The 24,566-nt window shown below is 47.2% G+C and carries 20 protein-coding genes and 1 riboswitch; of the genes, 8 read left to right on the top strand and 12 right to left on the bottom strand.

Features of this window, described 5'->3' with window-relative positions:
* Positions 1-17 precede the first annotated feature (17 nt).
* The 3 genes from ACFODW_RS11585 to cls form a co-directional block, all read right to left on the bottom strand.
* A complete protein-coding gene (locus ACFODW_RS11585) occupies positions 18-1,442 on the bottom strand; it encodes an alanine/glycine:cation symporter family protein (protein ID WP_390306570.1) in 1,425 nt (474 codons plus the stop codon).
* Between the two features lie 132 nt (positions 1,443-1,574).
* Positions 1,575-2,093 (bottom strand): acyl-CoA thioesterase, encoded by a 519-nt coding sequence (locus ACFODW_RS11590; protein ID WP_390306572.1) that lies wholly within the window; start codon positions 2,091-2,093, stop codon positions 1,575-1,577.
* A gap of 32 nt (positions 2,094-2,125) precedes the next feature.
* Positions 2,126-3,565 carry a cardiolipin synthase gene (gene cls, locus ACFODW_RS11595; RefSeq protein WP_390306574.1) on the bottom strand — a complete coding sequence of 480 codons (1,440 nt, stop codon included), beginning with the start codon at positions 3,563-3,565 and terminating at the stop codon, positions 2,126-2,128.
* Between the two features lie 285 nt (positions 3,566-3,850).
* On the opposite strand from cls, the gene ACFODW_RS11600 reads away from it, so the two are divergent.
* Positions 3,851-5,383: a multicopper oxidase family protein gene (locus ACFODW_RS11600; RefSeq protein ID WP_390306576.1), complete on the top strand. Its 1,533-nt coding sequence runs from the start codon at positions 3,851-3,853 to the stop codon at positions 5,381-5,383.
* Positions 5,384-5,639: 256 nt separating this feature from the next.
* Here ACFODW_RS11600 and megL read toward each other — a convergent pair whose 3' ends face one another.
* Positions 5,640-6,824: a methionine gamma-lyase gene (gene megL, locus ACFODW_RS11605; protein WP_390306578.1), complete on the bottom strand. Its 1,185-nt coding sequence runs from the start codon at positions 6,822-6,824 to the stop codon at positions 5,640-5,642.
* A gap of 237 nt (positions 6,825-7,061) precedes the next feature.
* Here megL and rarD point away from each other — a divergent pair, with 237 nt between their 5' ends.
* The 4 genes from rarD to ACFODW_RS11625 all read left to right on the top strand — a co-directional run bounded on the left by rarD (position 7,062) and on the right by ACFODW_RS11625 (position 12,064).
* Positions 7,062-7,982: an EamA family transporter RarD gene (gene rarD, locus ACFODW_RS11610; protein ID WP_390306580.1), complete on the top strand. Its 921-nt coding sequence runs from the start codon at positions 7,062-7,064 to the stop codon at positions 7,980-7,982.
* A gap of 269 nt (positions 7,983-8,251) precedes the next feature.
* Positions 8,252-8,373: riboswitch (SAM riboswitch) on the top strand.
* A gap of 114 nt (positions 8,374-8,487) precedes the next feature.
* Positions 8,488-10,197, top strand: coding sequence for a PLP-dependent aspartate aminotransferase family protein (locus tag ACFODW_RS11615; protein WP_390306582.1), 1,710 nt, complete (start codon positions 8,488-8,490; stop codon positions 10,195-10,197).
* A 320-nt stretch (positions 10,198-10,517) separates the two neighbouring features.
* Positions 10,518-11,423 carry an SGNH/GDSL hydrolase family protein gene (locus ACFODW_RS11620; RefSeq protein ID WP_390306584.1) on the top strand — a complete coding sequence of 302 codons (906 nt, stop codon included), beginning with the start codon at positions 10,518-10,520 and terminating at the stop codon, positions 11,421-11,423.
* A gap of 5 nt (positions 11,424-11,428) precedes the next feature.
* Complete coding sequence (locus ACFODW_RS11625; protein WP_390306586.1) at positions 11,429-12,064, top strand: YpmS family protein; 636 nt, start codon at positions 11,429-11,431, stop codon at positions 12,062-12,064.
* Positions 12,065-12,822: 758 nt separating this feature from the next.
* On the opposite strand, the gene ACFODW_RS11630 is transcribed toward ACFODW_RS11625, so the two are convergent.
* Positions 12,823-13,458, bottom strand: a complete 636-nt coding sequence (locus ACFODW_RS11630) for a hypothetical protein (protein ID WP_390306588.1) — start codon at positions 13,456-13,458, stop codon at positions 12,823-12,825.
* 283 nt (positions 13,459-13,741) lie between these two features.
* Here ACFODW_RS11630 and ACFODW_RS11635 point away from each other — a divergent pair, with 283 nt between their 5' ends.
* Positions 13,742-15,367, top strand: a complete 1,626-nt coding sequence (locus ACFODW_RS11635; RefSeq protein ID WP_390306590.1) for an ABC-F family ATP-binding cassette domain-containing protein — start codon at positions 13,742-13,744, stop codon at positions 15,365-15,367.
* Between the two features lie 143 nt (positions 15,368-15,510).
* Here ACFODW_RS11635 and ACFODW_RS11640 read toward each other — a convergent pair whose 3' ends face one another.
* From ACFODW_RS11640 to ACFODW_RS11660, 5 genes are all read right to left on the bottom strand, one after another.
* Entirely contained in the window at positions 15,511-17,121 is a 1,611-nt protein-coding gene (locus tag ACFODW_RS11640; protein WP_390306592.1) for a b(o/a)3-type cytochrome-c oxidase subunit 1, read from the bottom strand.
* Between the two features lie 70 nt (positions 17,122-17,191).
* Positions 17,192-17,695 (bottom strand): cytochrome c oxidase subunit II, encoded by a 504-nt coding sequence (locus ACFODW_RS11645; RefSeq protein WP_390306594.1) that lies wholly within the window; start codon positions 17,693-17,695, stop codon positions 17,192-17,194.
* A gap of 27 nt (positions 17,696-17,722) precedes the next feature.
* Positions 17,723-17,866 carry a cytochrome c oxidase subunit 2A gene (locus ACFODW_RS11650; protein WP_390306596.1) on the bottom strand — a complete coding sequence of 48 codons (144 nt, stop codon included), beginning with the start codon at positions 17,864-17,866 and terminating at the stop codon, positions 17,723-17,725.
* A 352-nt stretch (positions 17,867-18,218) separates the two neighbouring features.
* Positions 18,219-19,157, bottom strand: coding sequence for an L-threonine 3-dehydrogenase (locus tag ACFODW_RS11655; protein WP_390306598.1), 939 nt, complete (start codon positions 19,155-19,157; stop codon positions 18,219-18,221).
* A gap of 25 nt (positions 19,158-19,182) precedes the next feature.
* Entirely contained in the window at positions 19,183-20,373 is a 1,191-nt protein-coding gene (locus ACFODW_RS11660) for a glycine C-acetyltransferase (protein WP_390306600.1), read from the bottom strand.
* Between the two features lie 246 nt (positions 20,374-20,619).
* Here ACFODW_RS11660 and ACFODW_RS11665 point away from each other — a divergent pair, with 246 nt between their 5' ends.
* Positions 20,620-20,751 carry a hypothetical protein gene (locus tag ACFODW_RS11665; RefSeq protein ID WP_390306602.1) on the top strand — a complete coding sequence of 44 codons (132 nt, stop codon included), beginning with the start codon at positions 20,620-20,622 and terminating at the stop codon, positions 20,749-20,751.
* A 112-nt stretch (positions 20,752-20,863) separates the two neighbouring features.
* Here the strand turns inward: ACFODW_RS11665 and ACFODW_RS11670 are convergent, their stop codons facing one another.
* Positions 20,864-21,649 carry a LysM peptidoglycan-binding and 3D domain-containing protein gene (locus ACFODW_RS11670; RefSeq protein WP_390306604.1) on the bottom strand — a complete coding sequence of 262 codons (786 nt, stop codon included), beginning with the start codon at positions 21,647-21,649 and terminating at the stop codon, positions 20,864-20,866.
* Between the two features lie 308 nt (positions 21,650-21,957).
* On the bottom strand, positions 21,958-22,836 hold the full coding sequence (locus ACFODW_RS11675; RefSeq protein ID WP_390306858.1) for a DUF1002 domain-containing protein: 879 nt from the start codon (positions 22,834-22,836) through the stop codon (positions 21,958-21,960).
* A 231-nt stretch (positions 22,837-23,067) separates the two neighbouring features.
* Here ACFODW_RS11675 and ACFODW_RS11680 point away from each other — a divergent pair, with 231 nt between their 5' ends.
* On the top strand, positions 23,068-24,273 hold the full coding sequence (locus tag ACFODW_RS11680) for an MFS transporter (RefSeq protein ID WP_390306860.1): 1,206 nt from the start codon (positions 23,068-23,070) through the stop codon (positions 24,271-24,273).
* Positions 24,274-24,566 lie beyond the last annotated feature (293 nt).

Here is a 24,566-nt window from a genome sequence, read left to right on the forward strand (position 1 = left end):
CCGGCTTTTTTGTTCCTTTATTGCTTTTCATTGGATTGTTGTTCACGTCCCCAGTAGACAATTCCCTCCTGGTTCTCTAGAACATCACGGTAGAACACTGGATCCTTACCAGCCTTCCGTTGCCGGCGGTAGTCCTCCAATACCGGCTTGACAATCCGAAACAGCCTGGTAATTGCATACAGATTGATCAAGGCCATAATAGCCATCGTCAAATCGGCCAATGCCCAGACGAGGTCGAATGTAGCTATTGCTCCGAATACGACCATGAGAAGAACGGCAATCCGATAGATGAATAAACCGAGGCTGGACTCTCGGATATAGGCAATATTGCTTTCTCCGTAATAATAGTTTCCTAAGATAGAACTGTAAGCAAACAAGAAAATGGCAAAAGCGATAAAACCGCCGGCCCAGTCGCCGATATGGAAGTTAAAGGCGCTCTGTGTCAGCTGGATCCCGTCTACTTCACTGCCTGCATAGTTTCCCGCAGCAATAATAATAAAGGCCGTGGCACTGCAAATGAGTATGGTATCAAAGAATACACCCAATGCTTGGACAAACCCCTGCTTGACTGGATGTGTGACTTCAGCTGTTGCAGCAGCATTCGGCGCACTTCCCATTCCGGCTTCATTGGAAAAGAGCCCTCGCTTGATCCCCATCATAATGGCAGCGCCAAAGCCGCCGCCTGCCACTTCTCTGATGCCGAATGCATTGGCAACAATCAGGGAAACCATCGCCGGTACTTCCGTAATATTAATCAATAAAACAAATAAAGCAATACCAATATAAAGAATAGCGACGACCGGGACAATGATCTGCGTGACGTTCGCAATACTGTGTAATCCGCCGAATATAACCAATGCTGTCAGCACGACCAATATAGCTGCTATCAGGCCGGGTTCCACATCATACTGTCCGGCAAACGCCAAGCTGATCGTGTTGGACTGTACCGAATTAAAGACAAGTCCATAGGTGAATGTAATGGTTACAGCAAAGATGACCGCAAGCACTCGGTTGTTCAAGCCCTTCTCCATATAGTAGGCGGGCCCGCCGCGGTATTGATTTTTCTCCGGGACTTTATATACCTGTGCCAGTGTACTCTCCACAAATCCTGACGCAGCACCAAGCAGCGCAATCAGCCACATCCAGAAGACAGCGCCCGGCCCTCCAAGCGCCACCGCTGATGCTACACCTGCAAGGTTTCCGGTGCCTACTCTGGAAGCGGCACTGATGGCAAACGCCTGGAAGGAAGAGGTTCCTTTCTTTCCAGATGCCTGAACCATACGCTTGTCGAATACCACCCTAAGCATATCCGGGAGATTTCGGAACTGGACAAAGCCTGTCCTGATCGTAAAATATAAACCTAAACCAATAAGCGCGACAATCAGTACTCCCGACCAAAGAAAATCATTGACAATGCCGATGACTGATTCTAAGAAAGCCATGATAATTATTTCCCCTCTCACGTTAGAACATTTTTTAACTTACCTTTACCCGGACAGCCCGGCTGCTAACCGTCCGTGCTCAACAATGGCTGCCAGGGGAGGAGTTTCCCTTCCCGGGCAAAGCCTTCTCCCTTATGCTCTATCCCATGGAAAAGCCGTGCCGAATTCTTCCGCAAATTCCTTGGACTGCTTTCTGCGTTCCTTCCGCTGGTCCGCCCGGATGGGTGCATTGGCATGGAGTTTTTTCTCCATCTCCGTTTCAGGGTATACCTCCGGGACCTCCACCAGCCTTCCGTCATCGTCCACCGCAACAAAGGTTAAAAAAGCCGTCGTGCATACTTTGCGTTCACCGGACAGGAGATCTTCCGTGACTGCTTTAACGAACACCTCCATGGATGTTTGACGTGTCCATGTCACAAAGGCCTCCAGGCAAATCGAATGTCCGAGGTTCACTGGCGCCAGGAAGTCGACCGAATCCGTAGAGGCGGTGACAACTGGATTTCTGGCATGCCGGACCGCGGCTATTGCTGCTACATCATCGATATGCGCCATCAGCTTTCCTCCGAACAAGGTGCCGAAATTATTCGTATCCGGCGGGAGTACATGGGATGTCTTTACTACAAATGATTCTCTGCATGGTTTACTTTTCATGTGTTTGTTCCTCCAAATTTCTTTCTGTCATCTTAAAGTACAGGGGAAAGCAGACGGGAGACAGACTCCTTGAACCTGATCCCCAGAGATCGCTTCTCGTACAGCTTCTTGGTCATCTGTGTGGACAGTCTGATATCCTCTTCAAATGATTCCAGAAGACGCTCGGTAATGTTCTTATCATATAGAAAAGCATTCACCTCAAAGTTCAGCCGGAAGCTGCGTACATCAATGTTCGCCGTGCCGACGGAGGCTATTTTTCCATCCACTATAATCGTCTTCGCATGCAGGAAGCCATTCTGGTAGATATATATATCGGCTCCCGCCTTCAACAGATCGCCAGTGTGCGATAAGGTGGCCCAATAGACAAATGGATGGTCAGGTTTATTGGGGATCATTATTTTCACATCCACCCCGGACAGCACCGCAATGCGGAGGGCATCCCTCAGACTCTCATCCGGTATGAAGTATGGGGTTTGGATATAGATATACTCCTTCGCGGAGAGAATCATCTTAATATAGCCATTCTTGATCTGTTCCCAATCTGAATCCGGGCCGCTGGAAACAATCTGAGCACCTACGTCTCCGCTTGGCGATGCATTATAGTAACGGTTCTCATAAAGAATGTCATGATGCGAGGCCTGGTTCCAGTCCAAAATGAATCGTGTCTGCATGTTTTCAACCGCATCTCCGGTCACGCGCAGATGGGTATCCCGCCAATAGCCAAACTTTTTACTTTTACCCAGATATTCATCACCGATATTGAACCCGCCAATATAGCCGGTCTTCCCGTCAAGAATCGCCAACTTCCGGTGATTCCGGTAATTGATCTTCAAATTGACATTGAACATGGACGGGAAAAAGGATTCCACCTCAACCCCAGCATTCTTCAACCGCTTTATGTATTTCCTTTTCAAGAGACGCGATCCCATATCATCATACAGCAGCCGGACCTGTACACCTTCATTGGCTTTTTTGATCAACACTTCTGCAATACGGTTGCCGAGCGCATCATTACGGAGGATATAATACTGCAGGTGAATATGATCCTTCGCCCGCTGCAGGTCCTGGATGAGGGAAGAAAATTTCTTCTCGCCGTCCGTAAAAACCTCCACCGCATTATTCTGGGTGAAGATGGCATCATCATTCCGCAAATGGAGATATAACAGGGATTTATACTCCTCGATTTCCGGATGCATGAACTTCAGTGTTCCATCTTCCAACGCACGCAGCTGTGCCTGTACAGCCGTTTTCACCCCTAGCTTGCTTTTCGTATCCCACGAGAAGATCTGGCGGTTGGAAATCGGCTTCCCGAATATCAGGTAGAGAATGAAACCTGCTATGGGGATAAACATGAGCACCATCAGCCAAGCCCATGCAGACGTAGCATCTTTCCTTTCCAGAAAGACAATGGATGCGGCCAATCCGATATTAAGAAAAAAAGTAAGTCCTAACAACATCGTCATAATTTCCATATGCTTCCCCCCTCTACTCCATCTCTCTCCCTAATCTTCCCCTATCTCTATTGATAATATAGCATAAAAAAGCTTTGCATCATTATATTACAGCTAGGCGGAGTATGGAACCTTACCCTCAATTCCTCTTTGGAAAACACCTGGCTAAAGCCGGAAGAACAGACCCCGGTCCTTCCCCTGACCCTGACGGAATGTTAAAGTTGATAATTTGGGCAAAACGCCCTCCCTTTCCACCCTCTCTCATCATTTACTGTAGTACAGCCTAATAATGCAGGAGATGATTACATGCGGCTACAGAAGTTTGTAGACCGGCTGCCGACCATGGATAAACTTAAGCCGGTAAGCCGGAATAAAGACGGAACATATTACGAGGTAGAGATGAGAGAATTCCATCAGAAACTGCATCGGGATCTTCGGCCGACCAGATTATGGGGATATAACGGAGAATTCCCAGGCCCGACCATTGAAGCAGAAGAAGGGGAGAAAGTCCAGGTAAAGTGGATAAACAACCTGCCAGACCGTCATCTGCTGCCAGTTGACCGCTCAATTCATGATGTAGCACACCATCCGGAGGTAAGGACAGTCACCCACCTTCATGGCAGTGTAACAAGACCGGATAGTGACGGCTACCCGGAAGCATGGTTCACACGGGGATTCCGCCAGACCGGTCCTTTTTTTGAACGGGAAATCTATGAATATCCGAACAGACAGCGTCCCACGACCCTCTGGTACCACGACCATGCCATGGGCATCACGCGGCTAAACGTCTATGCCGGCCTGGCTGGCATGTATGTGATCAGGGGGAAGAAAGAAAAGGACATGAACCTTCCATCCGGCAACTACGAAATACCATTGATAATAACAGACCGTTCTTTTGAGGAAGACGGCTCCCTTTCCTATCCACGGCAGCCGGATGATGCGGGAGATCATTTGCCTGACCCTTCCATTGTTCCTGCCTTTAATGGGGATACCATTCTTGTAAATGGAAAAGTGTGGCCCTATCAGGAGGTGGAGCCGCGCAAATACCGCTTCCGGATCCTAAATGCATCCAATACACGGACATACAGGCTCTCGCTTGATTCCGGCCAGCCATTCTATCAAATCGGATCTGATGGGGGCTTCCTTCAAAAAACAGTAAAACAAGAGGTACTGTCGATCGCACCTTCTGAAAGAATGGATGTTATCATCGACTTCACTGGATACAAGGACAGCCGCATCATCCTTCGAAATGACCTGGGGCCAGATGCCGACCCAGAGGATGAAACCGATGAAGTATTGGAGTGGAGGGTCAGCCTGCCGCTTTCCGGCAAGGATACCAGCAGAATCCCTGCGTACCTGTCCACCATTCCTTCCCTGAAGGACCAGAACAATATCAAGACCATCCGGAACCTAAGCCTGTCTGGCGAGGAGGATAAATTCGGCAGGCCCCTACTCCTGCTGGACGGCAGGAAATGGGAAGACCCGATCACAGAAAAGCCAGGACTTGGAGATACGGAGATATGGGCGATCAGAAACCTTACCAATTTCCCGCACCCCATCCACATTCACCTTATCCAGTTTCAAGTCCTCGACCGCCAGCCGTTCGACCTGGACCGATACAATGAGGATGGCACGCTCCAGTTCACAGGCCCGCCTGTGCCTCCCCAGCCTAATGAACGGGGATGGAAAGACACCATTGCAGCCCCTTCCGGACAGATAACCCGCGTGATTGCCAAATTTGAACCATTTACCGGTGACTATGTCTGGCACTGCCATATACTGGAACATGAAGATCATGATATGATGCGCCCGTTCAGAGTAAGGAATCCAAAAGAATAAGTGAAAAAACGCCTGGCCACCTAGTGGTGAGGCGTTTTCTAGATCGTGCATGGCAATTATGCATCTCACATGGAGCGAGGTATTGCCGCCTTGATTGGCGGCAATACCAGCCTTTAATCCCTCCTGTTTTTAGCTTATTCAGCGGCTATCCAGTCTAGTTTCCTTCCCATGAACTTGATGCGGGCCACTATCAAGCATTCCAAGCATAAGCAGTAACATTTGTCTAGAGCAGCTTCCTTCCCTTCAAATGCCAAGCTCACAGCCGATTCAGCGCCTGCACTAGATCATCCCAGATATCTTCCCAATTCTCCAAGCCGACGGATAAGCGTAGCAGTGAATCGGTGATACCCATCTGTTTCCTTGCTGTTTCCGGCACCACGGCATGGGTCATGGTAGCCGGATGTTGAATCAATGATTCCGCATCGCCGAGACTGACGGCAATTTTGATAAACTGGAGGTTATTGAGAAACCGCTGGGCATCTGCCTTTGTCCCTTCGATCTCAAAAGAAACCAGTCCACCGCCCCGCTTCATCTGCCTTTTTGCAATATGGTGATCTTGATGCTCTTCATCCCCCGGATAATAGATTCGGCTCACTTTGGGATGGCCCTTCAGCTTCGCAAAGACTTTCTCTGCATTATCACAATGGCGATCCATGCGAATCGGCAATGTTTTAAGGCCGCGCAACAGCAGCCAGGCATCAAATGGTGACATCATACCTCCCATATCCTTCCGTGTCGTCATCGCCATCTCATCAAGAAAATCCTTCTTGCCAGCCACCAGTCCTGCAACGACATCCCCATGGCCGCCGATATATTTGGTCGCACTGTGAACCACCACATCACAGCCAAGCTCCAAGGGCCGCTGCAGATAGGGCGAGGAGAAGGTATTGTCCACGATGACAGGGATATTGAATTCTCCGGCCACCTCTGCCACCATCTGTAAATCAATCAGCTTCATCGTCGGATTGACCGGTGTTTCCACATACACAGCCACCGTTTCGGGCCGAATCTGTGAACGGATCTCCTCCTTGGTATCCATTTCAGAAAAATCATGCTGGATATTATACTTTTCCTCGAGCATCGTCAGCAGGCCAAATGTGCAACCATACAGGCCGGAGGAACAAAGAATATGATCATTCGCCTTTGTCAATGAGACAAGCACCGCAGAGACCGCCGCCATGCCAGTGGCAAATGCCAGCCCCCGCTCCGCTTTTTCCAGTGCGGCAATACGCTCCTCCAATACGGCAACCGTTGGATTTCCAAGCCTCGAATAGACAAATCCCTCCTCCTCTCCGGAAAAACGCCGTTCCCCCTGTTCTGCCGTATCAAAGGTATATGTCGAAGTCTGGAACAACGGGACCGAAAGACTGCCCAGCATTTCTTTGGAGTCATATCCTTCATGAATCACTTCTGTCTCGAACCTGTTCGTTTTATCTGCCATCACGGAACCCCCCGGGCTAGTTTTGAAAAACATATCTACTACTATTCTATTCTGGAAATCTGATTTTTGAAAGCGTTTTCTATAAATTATTCAATCTTGCCTATTGCTTTTATTTATATTTGCTCCTAAACTTGTCTTATTTGCTCGTCGTACCATGAATCCACCTGTCTCAGCAGGCAGTAAAAAGAAAGCAGCTCCCTGCGCAGAGGGAGTTTTTACATAGAGAGGAGTCTTACCATGAAAGACAACCAGGAAAAGCTTGGAATCCTGTATGCGACGGGAGCCTATTTCTTATGGGGCTTCCTGCCGATTTACTGGAAATTGGCAGATCACGTGCCTGCAGGCCAGGTCCTTGCCCACCGCATTATCTGGGCCTTCGTATTTATGGCTGCTGTGATCATGCTTACCGGAAAACGGCATACCATTCTCCAGGAGGCCAAGTCCATTATCCAACACAAAAGGCAGTTTTGGGGGATCACAGCCGCTTCCGTCCTTATCAGCCTCAACTGGCTCACATTCATTTGGGCAGTCAACAGCGACCATGTCATCCAGGCCAGTCTCGGTTATTATATCAATCCGCTGGTCAGCATCCTGCTTGGCGTCATCGTTTTGAAGGAACGCTTTACCGGCAGCCAGCTGCTTTCTTTCATCTTGGCAGCCGCGGGCGTTCTCTACCTCACCGTCAGTTACGGTGTATTCCCATGGGTATCTCTGATTCTCGCGTTCACCTTTGCCTTTTATGGCCTGCTGAAAAAAATGGTCCGGGTAAGCACTATGGCGGGGCTGACCATCGAAACGCTGATCGTCACACCGATCGCCCTTATCTATCTATCTCTCATCACGGACAATTCTTTTACCTGGGCAGAACCTTTATCAGCAACAAACCTTGTCCTAGTCGGTAGTGGAGCCGTCACCGCCATTCCCCTGCTGCTGTTTGCCAGTGGAGCCAAGCAGATTCCGCTAGCTATGGTGGGATTTTTGCAGTATATCGCACCGACACTCATGCTGCTGTTAGGTGTATTCCTCTATCAAGAGCCATTTACCCAGGCACATCTCGTAGCCTTCCTCTTGATTTGGACTGCACTGATCATCTACATGGCGTCCACCTACAGAAGGAATCTTCGGACGAAAAGGTCCCAGAGTCCATTACCTAAATAAAAAGAGCGATCTTTTTATTGCTCCGATTCAGATGGGGGTCGCACGAGTGAGGTATCTCGAACGTCCGGGCGATATTTTCACGCTCCTGCTGATTCCCCGTACGTCCGAGCGATATCTCCGCTCTCCTGCTGATTCCCCGAACGTCCGGGCGATATTTTCACGCGCCCCTCCCGCTAACTAAAGCATCATCTCACAATTAATTTTCTAAATCTATTGACATGACTGTAAATTAAAGTCTATAATGTTTAGTAATTTAGTAAGATTAATATCTCTTATCACGAGTGGTGGAGGGAATAGGCCCCGCGAAGCCCGGCAACCGTAAAGCGAGTGTACAACTTGCCTTTAAAGGTGCTACATCCTACAGATCCATATCCGATCTGGAAGATAAGAGGAGGACCGGTCGATAACCACAGCCCTCTTCTTAGGAAGAGGGCTTTTTTATCTCCTTCCTCCATCTTCGGGAATGGTAACCATCAGTTAACTCAAAACCAAGGAGGAATTATTTATGTCTCAATTTCATTCATTCAACCCGGAAACCGTATTACTACATGGAGGACAGCAGCCTGATCCTGCAACAGGTTCCCGTGCGGTTCCGATCTATCAGACTACTTCTTATGTTTTCCGTGATACCGAACATGCGCAGAATCTTTTCGGCCTGGCAGAACCGGGCAACATCTACAGCCGGATTATGAATCCGACCGTAGACGCCTTTGAGCAGCGGATGGCCCAGCTGGAGGACGGTGTCGGTGCGGTAGCTACGTCTTCCGGGATGGCTGCGATTACTTTATCGATCCTCAATCTGGCCAGCTCAGGCGATGAAATTGTCGCCGACAGCAATCTTTACGGCGGTACATACAATCTGTTTGCCAACACCCTGCCACGCTACGGCATCGATGTAAAATTTGTAGATGGAACCGATCCGGAAGCAATTCGCGCCGCCATCACGAAGAAGACGAAAGCCGTATTTGGAGAAATCATCACCAACCCAAGCCTGTATGTATTCGATGTTGAGAAGGTTGCCGAAATTGCGCATGAGCATGAGATCCCGCTGATCATTGATAATACATTTGCCACTCCATACGTAGCCAAGCCGCTTACATGGGGAGCCGATATCGTCGTCCATTCAGCAACCAAATGGATTGGCGGCCACGGCACGACTATCGGCGGGGTTGTTGTCGACGGCGGACGCTTCAATTGGGACAACGAACGATTCCCTGGATTTACAGAACCGGATGAAAGCTATGCCGGCCTTCAGTATAAAAACTTGGGCCCTGCCGCTTTCATCACCAAACTGCGTGTGCAGCTCCTGCGCGATATCGGTGCTTCCTTAAGCCCGCAGAATGCTTTCCTTCTTTTGCAAGGATTGGAGACCCTGCATCTGCGCATTGAACGCCATACAAAGAATGCAGAAGAAGTAGCCTCCTATCTGGAGAAGCATCCTGCTGTTGAATGGGTCAGCTTCCCAGGCCTAAAATCCCATCCATCACATGAGCTGGCGAAGAAGTACTTTGCATTTGGCTATGGCTCGGTGATCACATTCGGTATAAAGGGCGGCAGAGATGCAGGAAGGACACTTATTGATAATGTAGAACTCTGGTCCCACGTGGCAAATGTAGGGGATGCCAAGTCGCTGATCATCCATCCTGCCTCCACCACGCACCAGCAGCTGACAGCGGAAGATCTGCAGAAGAGCGGGGTAACAGAAGAATTGGTACGCCTCTCCGTCGGCATTGAATCGCCGCAGGATGTACTGGCAGATCTGGACCAGGCCATTTCCAAAGCTACCGGCGAACAGGGATTGCATGATTCCAATGAACAGAATGCTGTCAAGTGGCTGCTCGCTTCCCCATTTGACCGGAGCGGCGGCGCTGTACGCAAAAAAGTGATTGTTGCACTAGGCGATCACCCATCCAGCAGCAAATTGAAAAATCTCGGTTTTGAGGTAATAGCTGTCAACGATGCTTCCGACCTCGGCGAAGATATTGAGGCAGTCGATGCCATCCTGGCTGACGGGAAACAGCTTTCACAAACAGCCGTCGACCAGTTCATCAATAAACAAGCTAAAATCATCTGGGTCGACAACCCGGGGGATGCGGAAGACGCATTGGAAAACGCCAAGGCGGCAGGCCTTACAATCATCAGCGATAAGAATGCTTATGAAGAGGCAGTACAGTTGAGAAACAACCGTTCGGCACACAGGACAGTGGAAGTGTAAACCAGGCTGGTAATAATGAATCCCACCGATCAACCTGTACCGCACCATACAAATCAGGGGACGCTGCTCTACGGAGCTCATCCCCTGATTTTTTCATTGAAATCGAGGATTTCCATGCTTCCGGCAGATGTTTAAATTCCATTCATACGGGAAACATACATGATAGCCCATGAAAGACCGCCTTTTCCCAAGGCGTTTTTTTAATTTACCTATCATTAGATTCAGCTATTATCGAATAGGCTTCAGGGAAGACTTATATTATAATAATAGAAAGATATATTTTGCGCTGCATGGGTGTGGTTACGTTGAGGAGAAGAAATATGGTCATGACCATTATTACAATACTTTTATTGGCAGCCGGGACCTCATGGATTCTGGCTGCTCAGAAATCCCCTTTTGAAAATGTGGAAATCCCTCAGGAAGAAGAATTTTCTCCACCGGAAGAGCCTCCGGAGGAAGAGGCTGCAACAGAGGAGGAACCTCCGGAAGAAGGGATGGAACAGGAAGAAGAAACCCAGCCACAGCAGGGCCAGGTTTCAGTTCGAATCAAAGAGGAAATCCAGCGGGCGATCCATTCCCTATCCCCTCGCAGCAGACATATCACAGCAGTGGGCGACTCACTTACCCAAGGAGTGGGGGCATACCACGAAGAGGGCGGATATGTCGGAATACTGGACAGGGCGGTGAATGACCGTCTGCCTCTGGTGAAATTTGATAACCATGGGAAAAGGGGCAACCGCTCCGACCAATTGCTGAAGCGTCTGGAGAAGCCGGAGATAACGGAGTCCATCGCACAATCAGATATGGTCCTGATTACCATAGGGGCCAACGATATTATGAAGGTTGCCAAAGAGAACTTCACCAACTTGCAGATGGAGAATTTTAACCAGGAGCTTCGGCGCTATGAAGACAGGCTGGAGTCCATCATAGAAACCATCCAGGAAATCAACCCGGAAACAGAGGTCTTCCTAATCGGTTTCTACAACCCGTTCGAAGCATATTTCCAGAACGTCAAAGAACTGGAAATGATTGTACAGAACTGGAATACCACCGGCAAAGAAGTAGTGGAAGAAGAAGGCGGTACGTATATCCCGATTGCCGACCTATTTAAAGACACAGATGTCCACCTGTTCGCCGAAGACAATTTCCATCCGAACGATCTTGGATACCAGCGTATTGCCAAAAGAGTATTAGAATATATAACGAATGTTGAAGAAGAGGAATGATCGCGATGGCGACAAGAGGAGAACAGAACCGGAATAAGGGGAGGTACAAGAAGTTGTTCTACGGGCTGCTGCTGATCAATGTCATAGTTGTGCTCGTCATTATAGCCCTTGTTTTCTGGCCGGCTGCAGAAGGGCCTCCGCGTCCAAGCCAAGAACGCCCTGCTGTGGAAAGCTCGGAATTCACAATCCGTACAACCAAAGAAAACCTGAATGACCTGGTCAACGGCTACTTGGATCAGGCGCTTACAGGCTCACGCCATCAGTACCATATCTCCCTGGAGGAAGATGTCCATCTAATCGGGGAACTTCCCGTTTTCTCCACCACTGTACCCCTTTCCGTTCACTTTGAGCCATTGGTGCAGGATAACGGGGATTTGGTTCTGAAATTGAAATCCATCTCTCTCGGACTGCTGGAGCTGCCGAATCAGCGGATAATGGGATATATGGACGATCATCTCCCCATGCCAAGCTGGGTGACCGTAAACCCTAGGGAGGAAGAAATTTATATTGCTGTAACGGAAATGAACCTTCAAAGCAATTTCCAAGTGGAAGTGGAGCATATTGACCTGGAAGCAAATCATTTATCCTTTAAACTTCGGGTCCCTTACCGCTCCTTAGGCATCGATATGGTGGAGCCTTAAAGAGCAGGCAATAAAAGCAAGGGCCCTAGTTGGCTTGTGTAGACTCACGTTTGACACTCCCACGGCTAAAGCCGCAAGCTCTAATCCTCCTGATTCGAGTGGGATTCTAAAGTACCTTAGCGTCCGCAATCCATTTCTGTTTTGGACAGGCCTTTAGATGAGGGTGTGCCATCACCCTTCCCATGACAGACCATATAGGTTCATGGGCTACGCTACTATGACCATAGCGTACAGCTTTTTCGTTCGTATGTGTTTTATCGTCTTGTGCTTGACGACACATATTGTTTTACCGATAGCATGAATTCGGCTATCGAACCTTTTACAATATCTATTTTTTCAATGAACGAGAATGTTTTAGAGACTTTTGCTTGTCTATATGCCAAGTATAGCATATTTTCAGACAATTAAGGTAGCAAAAGCTCCCCCTTGTCTGACCTCACTATCATCCCATGTCTAAAGACGGGCTACGCCCTGCATGGGCTTTCTCGTTCGGAAAATCTGTAAAGGATCGCCAGGCTGGTGATGCTGAGACAGCTATTGTGTTACTCGGCTTCTCCCAAAGTAGAACCTGATGTCGTTATAAACTATTTTTTTCTCAGACGAATGATGAGCAGAATCAGCGAAGGAAAAGACTAGGCGAGACACCGAAGTGCGCTAGCACGAGGAGGCTCCCCAGCCGCCCGCTAAAAAAGCGAAGTGTATTTCCGAAACGGCTAACCCATCAGTTTTCCTTCCATGACTCCTCTTCCTTCCCTTACTCAGCGGATGACAAATTCCTTTACCTTTGACGACAAAGACACAAACAGCGACTGTGGCTTGCTCATCGCTTCCTGTTCGCCTGCAGCCAGCCGACTCTCCTGTTTTTCCTGCTGTGGTTCGTAGTCGCCGAGCTTTCCCCGATAAATCAGCCTCATCCCATCAAGCCGGCGGAGGTCTGCCGGTGTAGTAAAACATGCAGGCTTTCCAAGGCGTACATCCTTCAGGCCACCCAATAGTTTCGCTGCGAATTGGGAGCAGAAAAAGGCTTTCTCTCTTTTCCATTCTACTCGCAGCACCACTCCGAAAAGGCCGAGGAAATTATATTTAAAGGTATCCTCCTTCTCTTTGAATATGGCAATCTCCCCCATTATCTGTTCATATTCCTCTTCCGTCATAGGATAGGCATATAATGCGCAATCTGCATTCTTCAACAGATGATGGCCAATATCCTCTCGAACAAAACCGGCCCGAAAAGGATTATCCGGATGCTTCCTGCCAAAGCTATACACTTCCCTCAGTGCCGGGTCCAGTGCGATGGAAACATGATTAAGGGTGGTTTTCGTATAAAAATTGATCAAGCGATTAAGCCATGTTCCTGTATCCGTGAACAAAAAGTAAATCATTTTCTCCCCCATCCTAACTCCTCCCACATTTCGCAGAATTCCCGACACTCCGGACATCCTCAAAGCACAAAAAGACGGCGATCTTAGGAACAATTTTCTCCGTTTATCGTGCTCCACCATATTGACTAAACACCTGAAATGCCGTAAGCTTACGGTGATGCCTTTTTATGATAAATAAAGAAATCAACAGGTTTTAAATATAGATGCTGCCCAACGGCACGTTTGAATATCCAAGTACCGTGCATGAAACTTGGCATAGGCCAAGTTTTTTTAAATAAGGAGGAAAATATATTATATGATCAATGTACAGGACGTAAGTTTGCGTTATGGCGACAAGAAACTGTTTGAAGACGTCAACATAAAATTCACCCCAGGGAACTGTTATGGCCTGATTGGAGCCAATGGCGCCGGGAAATCCACGTTTTTAAAAATCCTTTCCGGTGAAGTGGAACCCCAGTCCGGCCATGTTTCCATGTCACCAGGTGAACGTCTCGCCGTGCTAAAGCAGGATCACTATGCTTATGAAGAGAATGCAGTTCTAGAGACCGTCCTGATGGGCCATGAAAAACTCTATGAGGTAAAGCAGGAAAAAGACGCGATCTATATGAAAGCAGATTTCTCAGAAGAAGATGGAATCCGTGCTGCTGAACTCGAAGGTGAGTTTGCGGAAATGAACGGTTGGGAAGCTGAATCGGATGCCGCAGTTCTGCTGTCAGGCCTCGGTATCAGTGAAGATCTGCACTCCAAGCAGATGGGTGAACTGTCAGAATCCCAGAAAGTAAAGGTCCTCTTGGCCCAAGCTTTATTCGGAAACCCGGATATCCTGCTGCTTGATGAGCCGACAAACGGTTTGGACATCAAAGCAATCCAATGGCTGGAAGAGTTCCTGATTAACTTTGAAAATACCGTTATTGTTGTCTCCCATGACAGACACTTTTTAAATAAAGTATGCACGCACATAGCGGATGTTGACTATGGGAAGATCGAAATTTATATCGGAAACTATGATTTCTGGTATGAGTCCAGCCAGCTCGCCATGAAAATGGCACAGGAAGCGAACAAGAAAAAAGAAGAAAAAATGAAGGAATTGCAGAACTTCATTGCCCGTTTCAGTGCAAATGCCTCTAAATCCAAGCAGGCTACGTCACGAAAGAAAATGCTCGATAATATTACACTGGATGATATTAAGCCTTCATCCCGTAAATATCCGTATATCGCCTTCTCTCCGGAGCGGGAAATCGGCAATGACCTGCTGCGTGTGGAAGGATTGACCAAGACGATCAATGGCAAAAAAGTTCTGGACAATGTGAGCTTCACCCTCAACAAGGATGACAAAGTGGCATTCATCGGGAAAAATGATATTGCCAAGACTACCTTATTCAAGATCTTGATGGGTGAAATGGAGCCGGATGCCGGAAGCTATAAATGGGGCGTGACTACTTCCCAATCCTATTTCCCTAAAGATAACGCGGAGTATTTTGAAGGCAATGAGCCGACATTGGTAGACTGGCTGCGCCAATACTCTCCTGAAGATGAGACAGAGACATTCCTTCGCGGGTTCCTTGGCAGAATGCTTTTCTCCGGTGAACAAGCACTGAAGAAACCAAACGTCCTTTCCGGTGGAGAAAAAGTACGATGCATGCTGTCGAAGATGATGCTCTCCAACGCGAATGTATTACTGCTGGATGAGCCGACCAACCACTTGGATCTCGAGTCGATCCAATCATTGAACAATGGCCTGGCGAAGTTCAAAGGATCCATTCTGTTCACGTCACATGACCATCAATTCGTCAATACCATTGCCAACCGCCTGATTGAAATCACTCCATCCGGCCTCGTTGACAAGGAAATGAGCTATGATGAATATGTTCAGGATGATAAATTGCAGAAGCAGATCAGCGAAATGTACGCGGCAGTATAACAGTCCAAAACATTTACAATACGGCTGGCTTTGCTACCTATAATAGAACGTAATAAGAAACGACCATCCATTATGTGGTGGTCGTTTCTTATTATTGGTTGAGATAATTCCTCTCTAACTATGATGCCAGATGGGGTTCAGCCTTAAGAATTACCAATCGGCCAGTCAAACGGCGGCGAACCCGGCGGTGAATGCTGGATGATATCCGCAAACGGAATCGTGTAGGCAAACAGAATTAAAGCCGCAGTAATGGCAACCCATAGCTTCCAGTTCTCGAGCCACATTGGAGTTGCCGGTGCATCTTCCTCCTCCTCGGCAATCGGGAACTCTTCTTCCCCTTTCGGTGCGAAGAAAGCTAGCTTTATGAAAATATAGACCATCAGAACAATGCCGACAAACAGAATGGTTCCCCCGACAGCCTGTGCCAGCTGGTACCAGCCCCATTCTGCTGCCTGGGCTGTTCCTCCGTACTCCGAGTAGGCAGAACGGCGCGGTGCCCCCAACAGACCCTGAATGTGCATGGATCCTGACATGATCAACATGCCTACCGCCCATACAATTGTCTGGATGATACCGAGGCGGTTGATGGACTCGGTCAGCTTCCTGCCCGTCAAATGGGGAATCAGCCAATATGCAACACCAAAGAAGGTAAGGATGACGGTGGTTGCCACTGTCAGGTGAAAATGGCCGGTCACCCATATGGTATTATGGACAATGGAGTTCATCTGGTGGGAAGCATTGATGATCCCGCCTGCTCCTCCTGGAATGAAGGCAAGCATTCCAATGAACGGAGCCAAAAATCGGACATCCTTCCACGGAAGGTGTTTCAGCCAGCCGAACAACCCGCCAAACCCTTTCCTCCGCCCAGTTATTTCAAACGTTGCAAACATGGAGAAAGCAGTCATCAGACTTGGCACGACCACCATAAAGGTGAGCACTACTTGGACAAACTTCCACGTCGGATCAATCCCCGGTTCTGTCAGCTGGTGGTGAAAGCCGACCGGGATGGAGAAGAATAGAAAAAGTACAAATGACAGCCTTGCAAGAGAATCACTGAATATCTTCCCGCCAATGATTTTTGGAATGATTGCATACCACGCCATATATGCTGGCAACAGCCAGAAATAGACCAATGGATGGCCGAAATACCAGAAAAGTGTACGACTTACCAGGACATTGATTGTCTCAGCATAGCCAAGAGACCATGGAATGAATTGAAGCAGTACAGTTGCCGCTACACCAAGAGATGCAATAAACCACATAATCATATTAATGGTGACCATGAATGCCAGAAGCGGCGCCTTTTCCCCGGGATGCTTCTGCTTCCACGTATATAACTGATGCCAGTTAACAAATCCGGCAACCCAGCTTCCAATCACTACAAGAGCAAGCCCGATATAAAAGGCCGGATGTGCTTTCAATGGTGCATAAAATGTATATAAGACACTTGCCTTTCCAAGCAGGATGGTTGCAGCCGTCAGCACCGTCCCTGTGGTCATGGTCCAGAAGGCAAGCCAGGAAACTCTACGCTGCCTTTCCGATATGCCGACAGTTTTTCCCATCAATGCATATTGAAAGCCGATAATGAAGAAGGTGGTCAAGACAAGGGCAAGGATGACGCCATGCACCGTGAGCACTTGGTAATAATCGATACCCCATGGCAGCTGAAAATGGCCGGAGCGGACGAACACCTGCAAAAGCCCCATCAGGCCGCCGACAAATAAAGCAATGAATGCAACATACATATAGGACATATAAAGTCTTGATTCTTTTTTCGTTATCGCCTGTCATCATGCTTATACCGTTCCAATGCTTCCAATTCCATTATTCATACACCTCCACTGTAGCAAACATTTGATGGTGGCCGGTGCCGCAATATTCATTACAGACCACCGTATACTCTCCCGGATTATTCATCACTTCTTCCATGCTGCTCACATATCCGGGTTCCACCATCATATTGATATTGGTACCTGCCAAATTAAAGCCATGGACCACATCCGTGGTGGTTATCTGGAAAAGCACAGTGGATCCTTTTGGAATCCGAATATGTCTAACCGCCTTCCCGTCCTCATCTGTTCCAAAATTATAATTAAAGGCTGAAGCAACAATATTGACGATATATTTATCTTCAGCCACTTTCGTAAGCCCCAGATTCTCCTGCTTAAAGGCATCATTCGCCTCAATATTCTCCGGGTCTATCGTCACCCCATGGCTCTGTGGATGTGTCCCCATATAGAAGGCTCCAAAGCCGAGAACGGCCAGAAACAAAATCAAAGCCCCCATGCCGGAAACCAGCCAAATTTTTTCGAACTTATGCAAATGCATATCCATTCACCCCCTCACTACTCTTTTCTACCTTCCTATAAATAACAGAAATGCACCCAACCAGCTGAGCACAATGAAAATGCCCAAGGCCGATACGGAAATCAACGTTCCCTTCAAGCTGGGGCCTTTTTCCTCCTTTCCTATACTTTCTTCTGCTTTCTGTGCTTTCATGGCCAACCACTCCTCCCTCACAAGTATCGTCGATATCCCCATTATATTAGACTTTTTCTTGTATACACTGGTTTTGAAAGCGATTTCATTAAATGGCCAAGGATTTGTGAACTTTTTTCAAATAGTGAGCAAATAAGACTGGGTAATTAGAATGATTATTAATAAAAGGGATTTTTTGTAAAGGAATTTATTCTTTGGCACGATTCTTCTCGCCACTAGCCAATAATGATTCTATCTTTCATTTCAGCCAAAAAAATGTCCGCTCCCTTATAGTGAAATGCTTCTACCTAAGGAGAAAAATTCGTCTACCTTACAGGGAGCATTTCACTTATAGAAAGAGGACATTTTCTGTTTACTTTTTCTTTACTTTATCTAGCATATCTTCCGTCATTTTGTCCAGGTCATACCTCACTTGGAACCCCCATTCCTCCTGTGCTGCAGAGGAATCAATGGAATTTGGCCAGCTGTCAGCAATCTTCTGCCGGACAGGGTCCACCTTATAACTCAGTTCAAAATCGGGAATATGTTTCCCTATGGCGCTGCCAAAGTCTTCGGGCGCTGCTGAGAATGCCGATATATTGAACGCATTCCGATGGATCAGCTTATCCGGGTCTGCCTCCATCAGCTGGATGATCGCATTCAGCGCATCCGGCATATACATCATATCCATTTTCGTTCCTTCTCCAATATAAGATGTATAAGACTTATTCCGGACTGCTTCATAATAAATTTCCACTGCATAGTCAGTAGTTCCTCCACCGGGTGGGGTAACATAGGAGATCAGGCCAGGAAAGCGCACCCCTCGTGCATCCACCCCGAAGCGATGGTAATAATAATCACAAAGCAGCTCACCGGCAACCTTATTTACACCGTACATGGTTGTAGGGCGTTGGATCGTGTCCTGTGGTGTGCTGTCCCTTGGTGTAGTCGGCCCGAATGCCCCGATGGAACTAGGGGTAAACAGCTTTAAATCAAGATTATGGGCAACCTCCAAAGCATTTACCAGTCCACCCATATTTAAATCCCAAGCAAACTTGGGGACCACTTCCGCCTTGGCCGAAAGCAGTGCAGCTAAATGCATGATCGTATCTGCCCCATGATCCTTGGCTGCTTGATGGAGACAGTCGGCATCCGTCACATCCACCTGTTCAAAAGGGCCGCTGCCAAGAACATACTCAGGCTCCCTGATGTCGGTAGCCAAGACATTTGCTTCCCCATAAGTTTTACGCAATTTCTGTACAAGCTCTGAACCAATCTGTCCAGCCGCCCCTGTAACTAAAATCTTTTTCATGATTCTCTGCTCCCTTGTTATCTTTCTAGATCAAGCCCATTTCTTTGCCCACTTTTTCATAAACAGCAATGGCCTCATCCAGCATTTCTTTGGTGTGTGCAGCAGTCGGCATATTACGTACACGCCCTGTTCCCTTTGGTACGGTCGGGAAGACGATGGATTTGGCATAGACACCTTCCTCATAAAGGCGTTTACTGAATTGCTGTGCATCCTTTTCATCTCCAATAATGCAAGGAGTGATTGGTGTCTCACTATTTCCAATGTCAAAACCCAGTTTCTTCAAGCCTTCTTTCAAATAATCGCCATTCTCCCAAAGCTTTTCATTCAGCTCTGTGCTCTCCATCAGCATGTCAACTGCCTTAGCGCTGGCAGCGGCATCTGCTGGAGACACAGCTGTAGAGAATAAGAATGGGCGGGAACGGACCTTCAGCCAGTCAATCAAATTCTCCTTGCCGGCCACATAACCGCCGATCACTCCGATCGCTTTGGAGAGTGTTCCCATTTGCATATCCACTTTATCCTGCAAGCCGAAATGCTTGACGGTCCCCGCCCCGTTGCCGAGAACTCCCGACCCATGGGCATCGTCCACATAGGTAATCAGGTCGAATTCCTCCGCTATCTGGACTATTTCCGGAAGAAGGGCAACATCCCCGTCCATGGAAAAGACACCATCGGTAATGACCATTACTTTATGATACAGACCAGATTCAGTTGCTTCTTTCGCTTTTTCCCGCAGATCCTTCATATCCGAATGTTTATACCGGATGATCTTCGCCTTCGACAGCCGGCAGCCGTCAATAATGGATGCATGGTTCAACTCATCGGAGAGAATAGCATCATTTTTATCCATTACGGCAGAGATCGCGGCCATATTGCAGTTGAATCCCGACTGATAGGATATAGCTGCTTCTGTGCCTTTGAATGCAGCCAGCTTTTTCTCCAATTCTAGATGGAGATCCAGTGTACCATTGATGGTACGTACCGCCCCGGCACCTACTCCATGGGAATCGACGGCTTCCTTGGCAACTTCCTTTAAGGTTTCATTGGTGGCAAGCCCCAGATAGTTATTGGATGAAAGGTTGATCAGCTCTTTCCCATTCAACTTAATGACCGGCCCATTGGCACCTTGGACCGGATCAATTTCATTATAAAGACCCTGCTCTTTCAAGCCCGCAATATTCTCGTTTAAAAAAGTATCCAAAGCTTTACTTGTCATACTATTTCCTCCTCAAAATGTAAGCGCTTAAAATAAATGGCAGCATCGAAAGCTCCTGCGCCCGTTTTTCAACAGTTTAACATACAGACTACTAAAGATTTATCGAGCTGGAAAAGCCCGCAGTAGAAAAAAAGTTATGAATCTGTCAATTCTTGCTTCTGTTTGTCGAAAAATCTGTGAAAAAGATAGTCACTTTGCAAGAACTTTATTATACTATTGGAAGAGAATATTTTTGGAGGATTTCATATGAGAAAAGTGCTTTTAGCCTTATTCATACTCATTATTGTAGGCGTCGGGCTTACCGGGTATGCCGAGTCTAATGATAAACCGGTAGAAGTGATTGATGATCACAACCATTCCACTACAATAACATATTAATTGGCCAAGATTTTTGATAAATCCAGGTTTTAAGAAACGCGAAAAAGGAAAGTAATCTATAAAAGATACTTTCCTTTTTCATTGACTTTTTCAGACTTTTACTATATGGCTATTATTCTACGATTGTTACATCGACTGTTTTACGTCCCCAGTTAAATGCTTGATCTTTTGTCGGTACATGCACGTCAATACGGTTTCCTTTAATGGCACCGCCGGTATCAGCTGCAATTGCATACCCATACCCTTCTACGTATACTTCCGTACCCAACGGAATGACGTTCGGATCAACAGCAATTACTTTTGCATTTGGGTTTTCGTTCAGGTTGACTCCAGTTGCAGTGATGCCGGAACAGCCATAGCATCCTGCAGTGTAGGCAGTTGCTTCCATTGCGATAGTGTTACCCTCTGCTTGCTGGGATTTTGTTTCTTGTTCCTTTGGCTCAGCTACAACGGTTTGTTCCTTGGCTGGCGTTTCACTTGGTTGATTAGCTTGTGCTGTTTCAACTGATTGTACTGCAGCTTTTGGCGCTTTTGCAGATTCACCGTTAACGGCAAGCTCGTCACCAGTAATGATTACATCGGATGTAAGGCCATTCCAGGATTTCAAGTCTTCTATGGATACATTATGATCATTGCCGATCTTAGTAAGTGTATCTCCCTTTTGTACTATATAGTATTCTGTTTCACCATTCTCCTCTACCTCCAGAACCTGTTTAGGATAAATGGTAGTGGATTTCAATTCATTTATATCAACTAGTTCTTCTACTGTAGTATTGTATTTATTTGCAATCTTCCAAAGGCTGTCCCCTTTTTGGACTTCTACTTCTGCGGCTGAAACGGATGTTACAGCTGTACCGGCAAAAATGATTCCAGCAATAGCTGCTACTAATTTCCTCATTAGTAAATTCCTCCTTTGAATTTCTGACAATGTTTATACTAGCATACGAATCTAGCAATTACAGTTACAGGCGGGTTAAGTGTGTGTTACACCAATGTCCGTTTTTCGCCAAAATGTTACATTTGTAACAGTTTCGTAATATTACTAAAGACCTAGAGGGGAAGATATTACAAAAGTAACAGGAAAATCGCTCTTGTAATATGCAGAAAACCTTCCAATCCCGCTTATGAATGGAATATTGCTGGCAATTTTATGTCCCATAGGAAAAAGGGCCCTTTTTAAGGGGCCCTTTTCTGTATCTTATGATATTAACTGGATAATCCGCGGAAGAAATTGCTCAAGGACTGGAAAAGCTCACTGAAGAAGTTGGCAACCTTCTGCCAAAAGCCTTCGTCAAGCCCCATTTCTTCCATCTTTTCAGTCACCGTAGACGCTATGTCTTCCAACTGTGTCCTGACTTGGTTAAAATCGATATTTAAATCCCGCATCCGGTCAAACAGATCAATAAGCATTTGACGGTCCGCTTCATTTAGGGTGATTCCCAGGTTCTCCAAGTTTTCCTGGACAATCTGTTCCACTTCTTCCCTTGTAGCCGGGTTTTGCTCGGCAATCATCTGCTTGATCTCCGTCAGCAGTTCACTGACTTCCTCCTGGGTGACCCCTTCATTATCTGCAAGGTCTGTCGCCACATTCAGTTCATCATTCGCAAGTTCCATACGCTCTTTATCCAATTCCTCTCCTTCGAGATCGTATGCTTTGTAGATGCCTGTGAGGGCAGAGTGGCCTGTAACAGCAACGGGAGAGGCCACATCCACTGTTGCATTCTCGACCCCAGCTGTCAGAAGGGCATTGGCATACATTTCCGAGGTCACCTCCGTAATATTTTCGGGGGTGACAATATTAATATCCAATCCTGCTCCACTGTCCTCCAAGGTAATCCTGGCAGATGAATACATGTTGGAGTTTGGATTGCCATTGATATAGGCAGCATAATCTTCCCCGCTGATTTCGTACTCCTCCACCGCATCTGACTCATCAAGCCCGACAAGTTCCCTGACCTCTGCACGCTGCTGCTCTGTCAATTTATCTCCATAAACCATAATGGTATTCGAAGCAGCCCCTGCCGGTGAAGTTGCTCCCAACGCAATAAATAAGGCAAGCGTGAAAGCAGCAAAAAGTTTTCCCATATATTTCGTCACGTGAAATTCTCCTTTTATATGTGTTGATTCTTCCTCTTCATTATACCTTTTTTCCAGAAAATGTGTATATCCCCCTACGGAAAAGGGTATGGTTTCTGAGCAGATAACTTTTTCTCATGAAACAAATCGCGTATATTTAGAGTAACGAAATAAATTGCAAGAAAGAAGGTCATTGTCATCATTGATCAGGAAAAAATAGTGAAACGCAATTTAGCAATCATGTGGGTTGCTAACTTTTTTGTTGCAGGCAGTATGACGATGGTTATTCCGTTCATCTCCTTATATATTGAATCACTCGGAAATTTTTCCGATAGCTTTGTGCAACGGTGGTCCGGCTTTACATTCGGCATCACCTTTGTGACAGCTTTTCTTTTTTCTCCTATATGGGGCAGAATCGGGGATAAGTACGGCAGGAAGAAGATCCTTATCTTTTCCGCTTTCGGCATCGGACTTTCCGTTCTTCTGATGGGTTATGCCACTACAGTATGGCAACTCTTTGTCCTACGCTTTTTCATGGGGATAGCCACAGGCTTCATTCCCATGTCACAAGCATTCATATCGACCCAAACCCCGCAAAAAGTGGCAGGAAAAGTACTTGGCACCCTGCAGACAGGAAGCATAACAGGCTCCCTGTTCGGTCCGATGCTCGGAGGTGTCCTGGCGGATGCCTTTGGCTACGGGGAAACCTTCAAGTGGGTGTCGATCACCGTCTTTTTGTCCTCTTTCATTGTGATGTTTGGGATAAAAGAAATCAAAGTGGAATTTGCAGGAGAGGAAAATGATACAAAACCCTATACCCGCCGGGAAGTCATCAGGCATATTGTGACACACCCTGTACTCCTTGTAGTCATGCTGATGTCCACACTGGTTCAAGTAGCACATTTCAGTGTGCAGCCAATCCTCTCCCTGTTTGTCGCGGAAATCCATGGGCCAGCCAATATAGCCTTCTTTTCCGGGCTTGCCTTTTCTGCTGCAGGGCTTGGCAACCTGTTGATGACAAGAAAATGGGGAAAACTTGGGGACAGGATCGGATATATCAAAATACTGATCATCCTCCTGTTCATGGCCGGGATTGTCTATTCCCCGGGTGCCTTTGTCACCAATATCTGGCAGCTTGTCCTTCTGCGCTTCCTGCTTGGTTCCGCTATCGGCGGCATTATTCCGCTCCGGGTTGCCTATATCAGACAGGAGGCGCCGTTATCCATGCAGGGGGAAGTGCTCGGATACAACACGAGCCTGCGATTTTTAGGAAATATCATCGGTCCGGCTATGGGTGGCATGATCGCTGGTTTCTTCGGCTTTTCCACCGTATTCCTAGTTACCAGCGGCCTATTGATCGTTTGTGGGGTCCTGCTTCTGGCTGCTTGGTATAAACATGAGTATTCCAGCAGGGTATCCCGTTCATTTTCCACCTATCGAAGTTGATGTTTTTGGTTTGGGGCAAACTGGAAATCATGTTTAGTGGAAATAGTCGCTTCGGAAACATACTTCGCTTTCCACGGGCGGCTGATGAGCCCCCGAGTGCTATCGCACTTCGGTGTCTCACCTAGGCCTTTCCTCCCGTTGGAGTCTACGTATGTTTCCTCCGCTATTTCAGCTCATTATTCGTCTTTGAAGTGAAGCACCTTACTTTTGCCCCAACTCATTATTGTGGAGCAAAAAGCAATCCCAATTGTAAACGGGCTAGCTATATCCAACACGCAGTTAGATAAAAGTTT

Origin of the sequence: Virgibacillus sediminis, assembly GCF_042643265.1 — a bacterium.
In the GTDB taxonomy this organism is placed as follows: Bacteria; Bacillota; Bacilli; order Bacillales; family Amphibacillaceae; genus Virgibacillus_O; species Virgibacillus_O sediminis.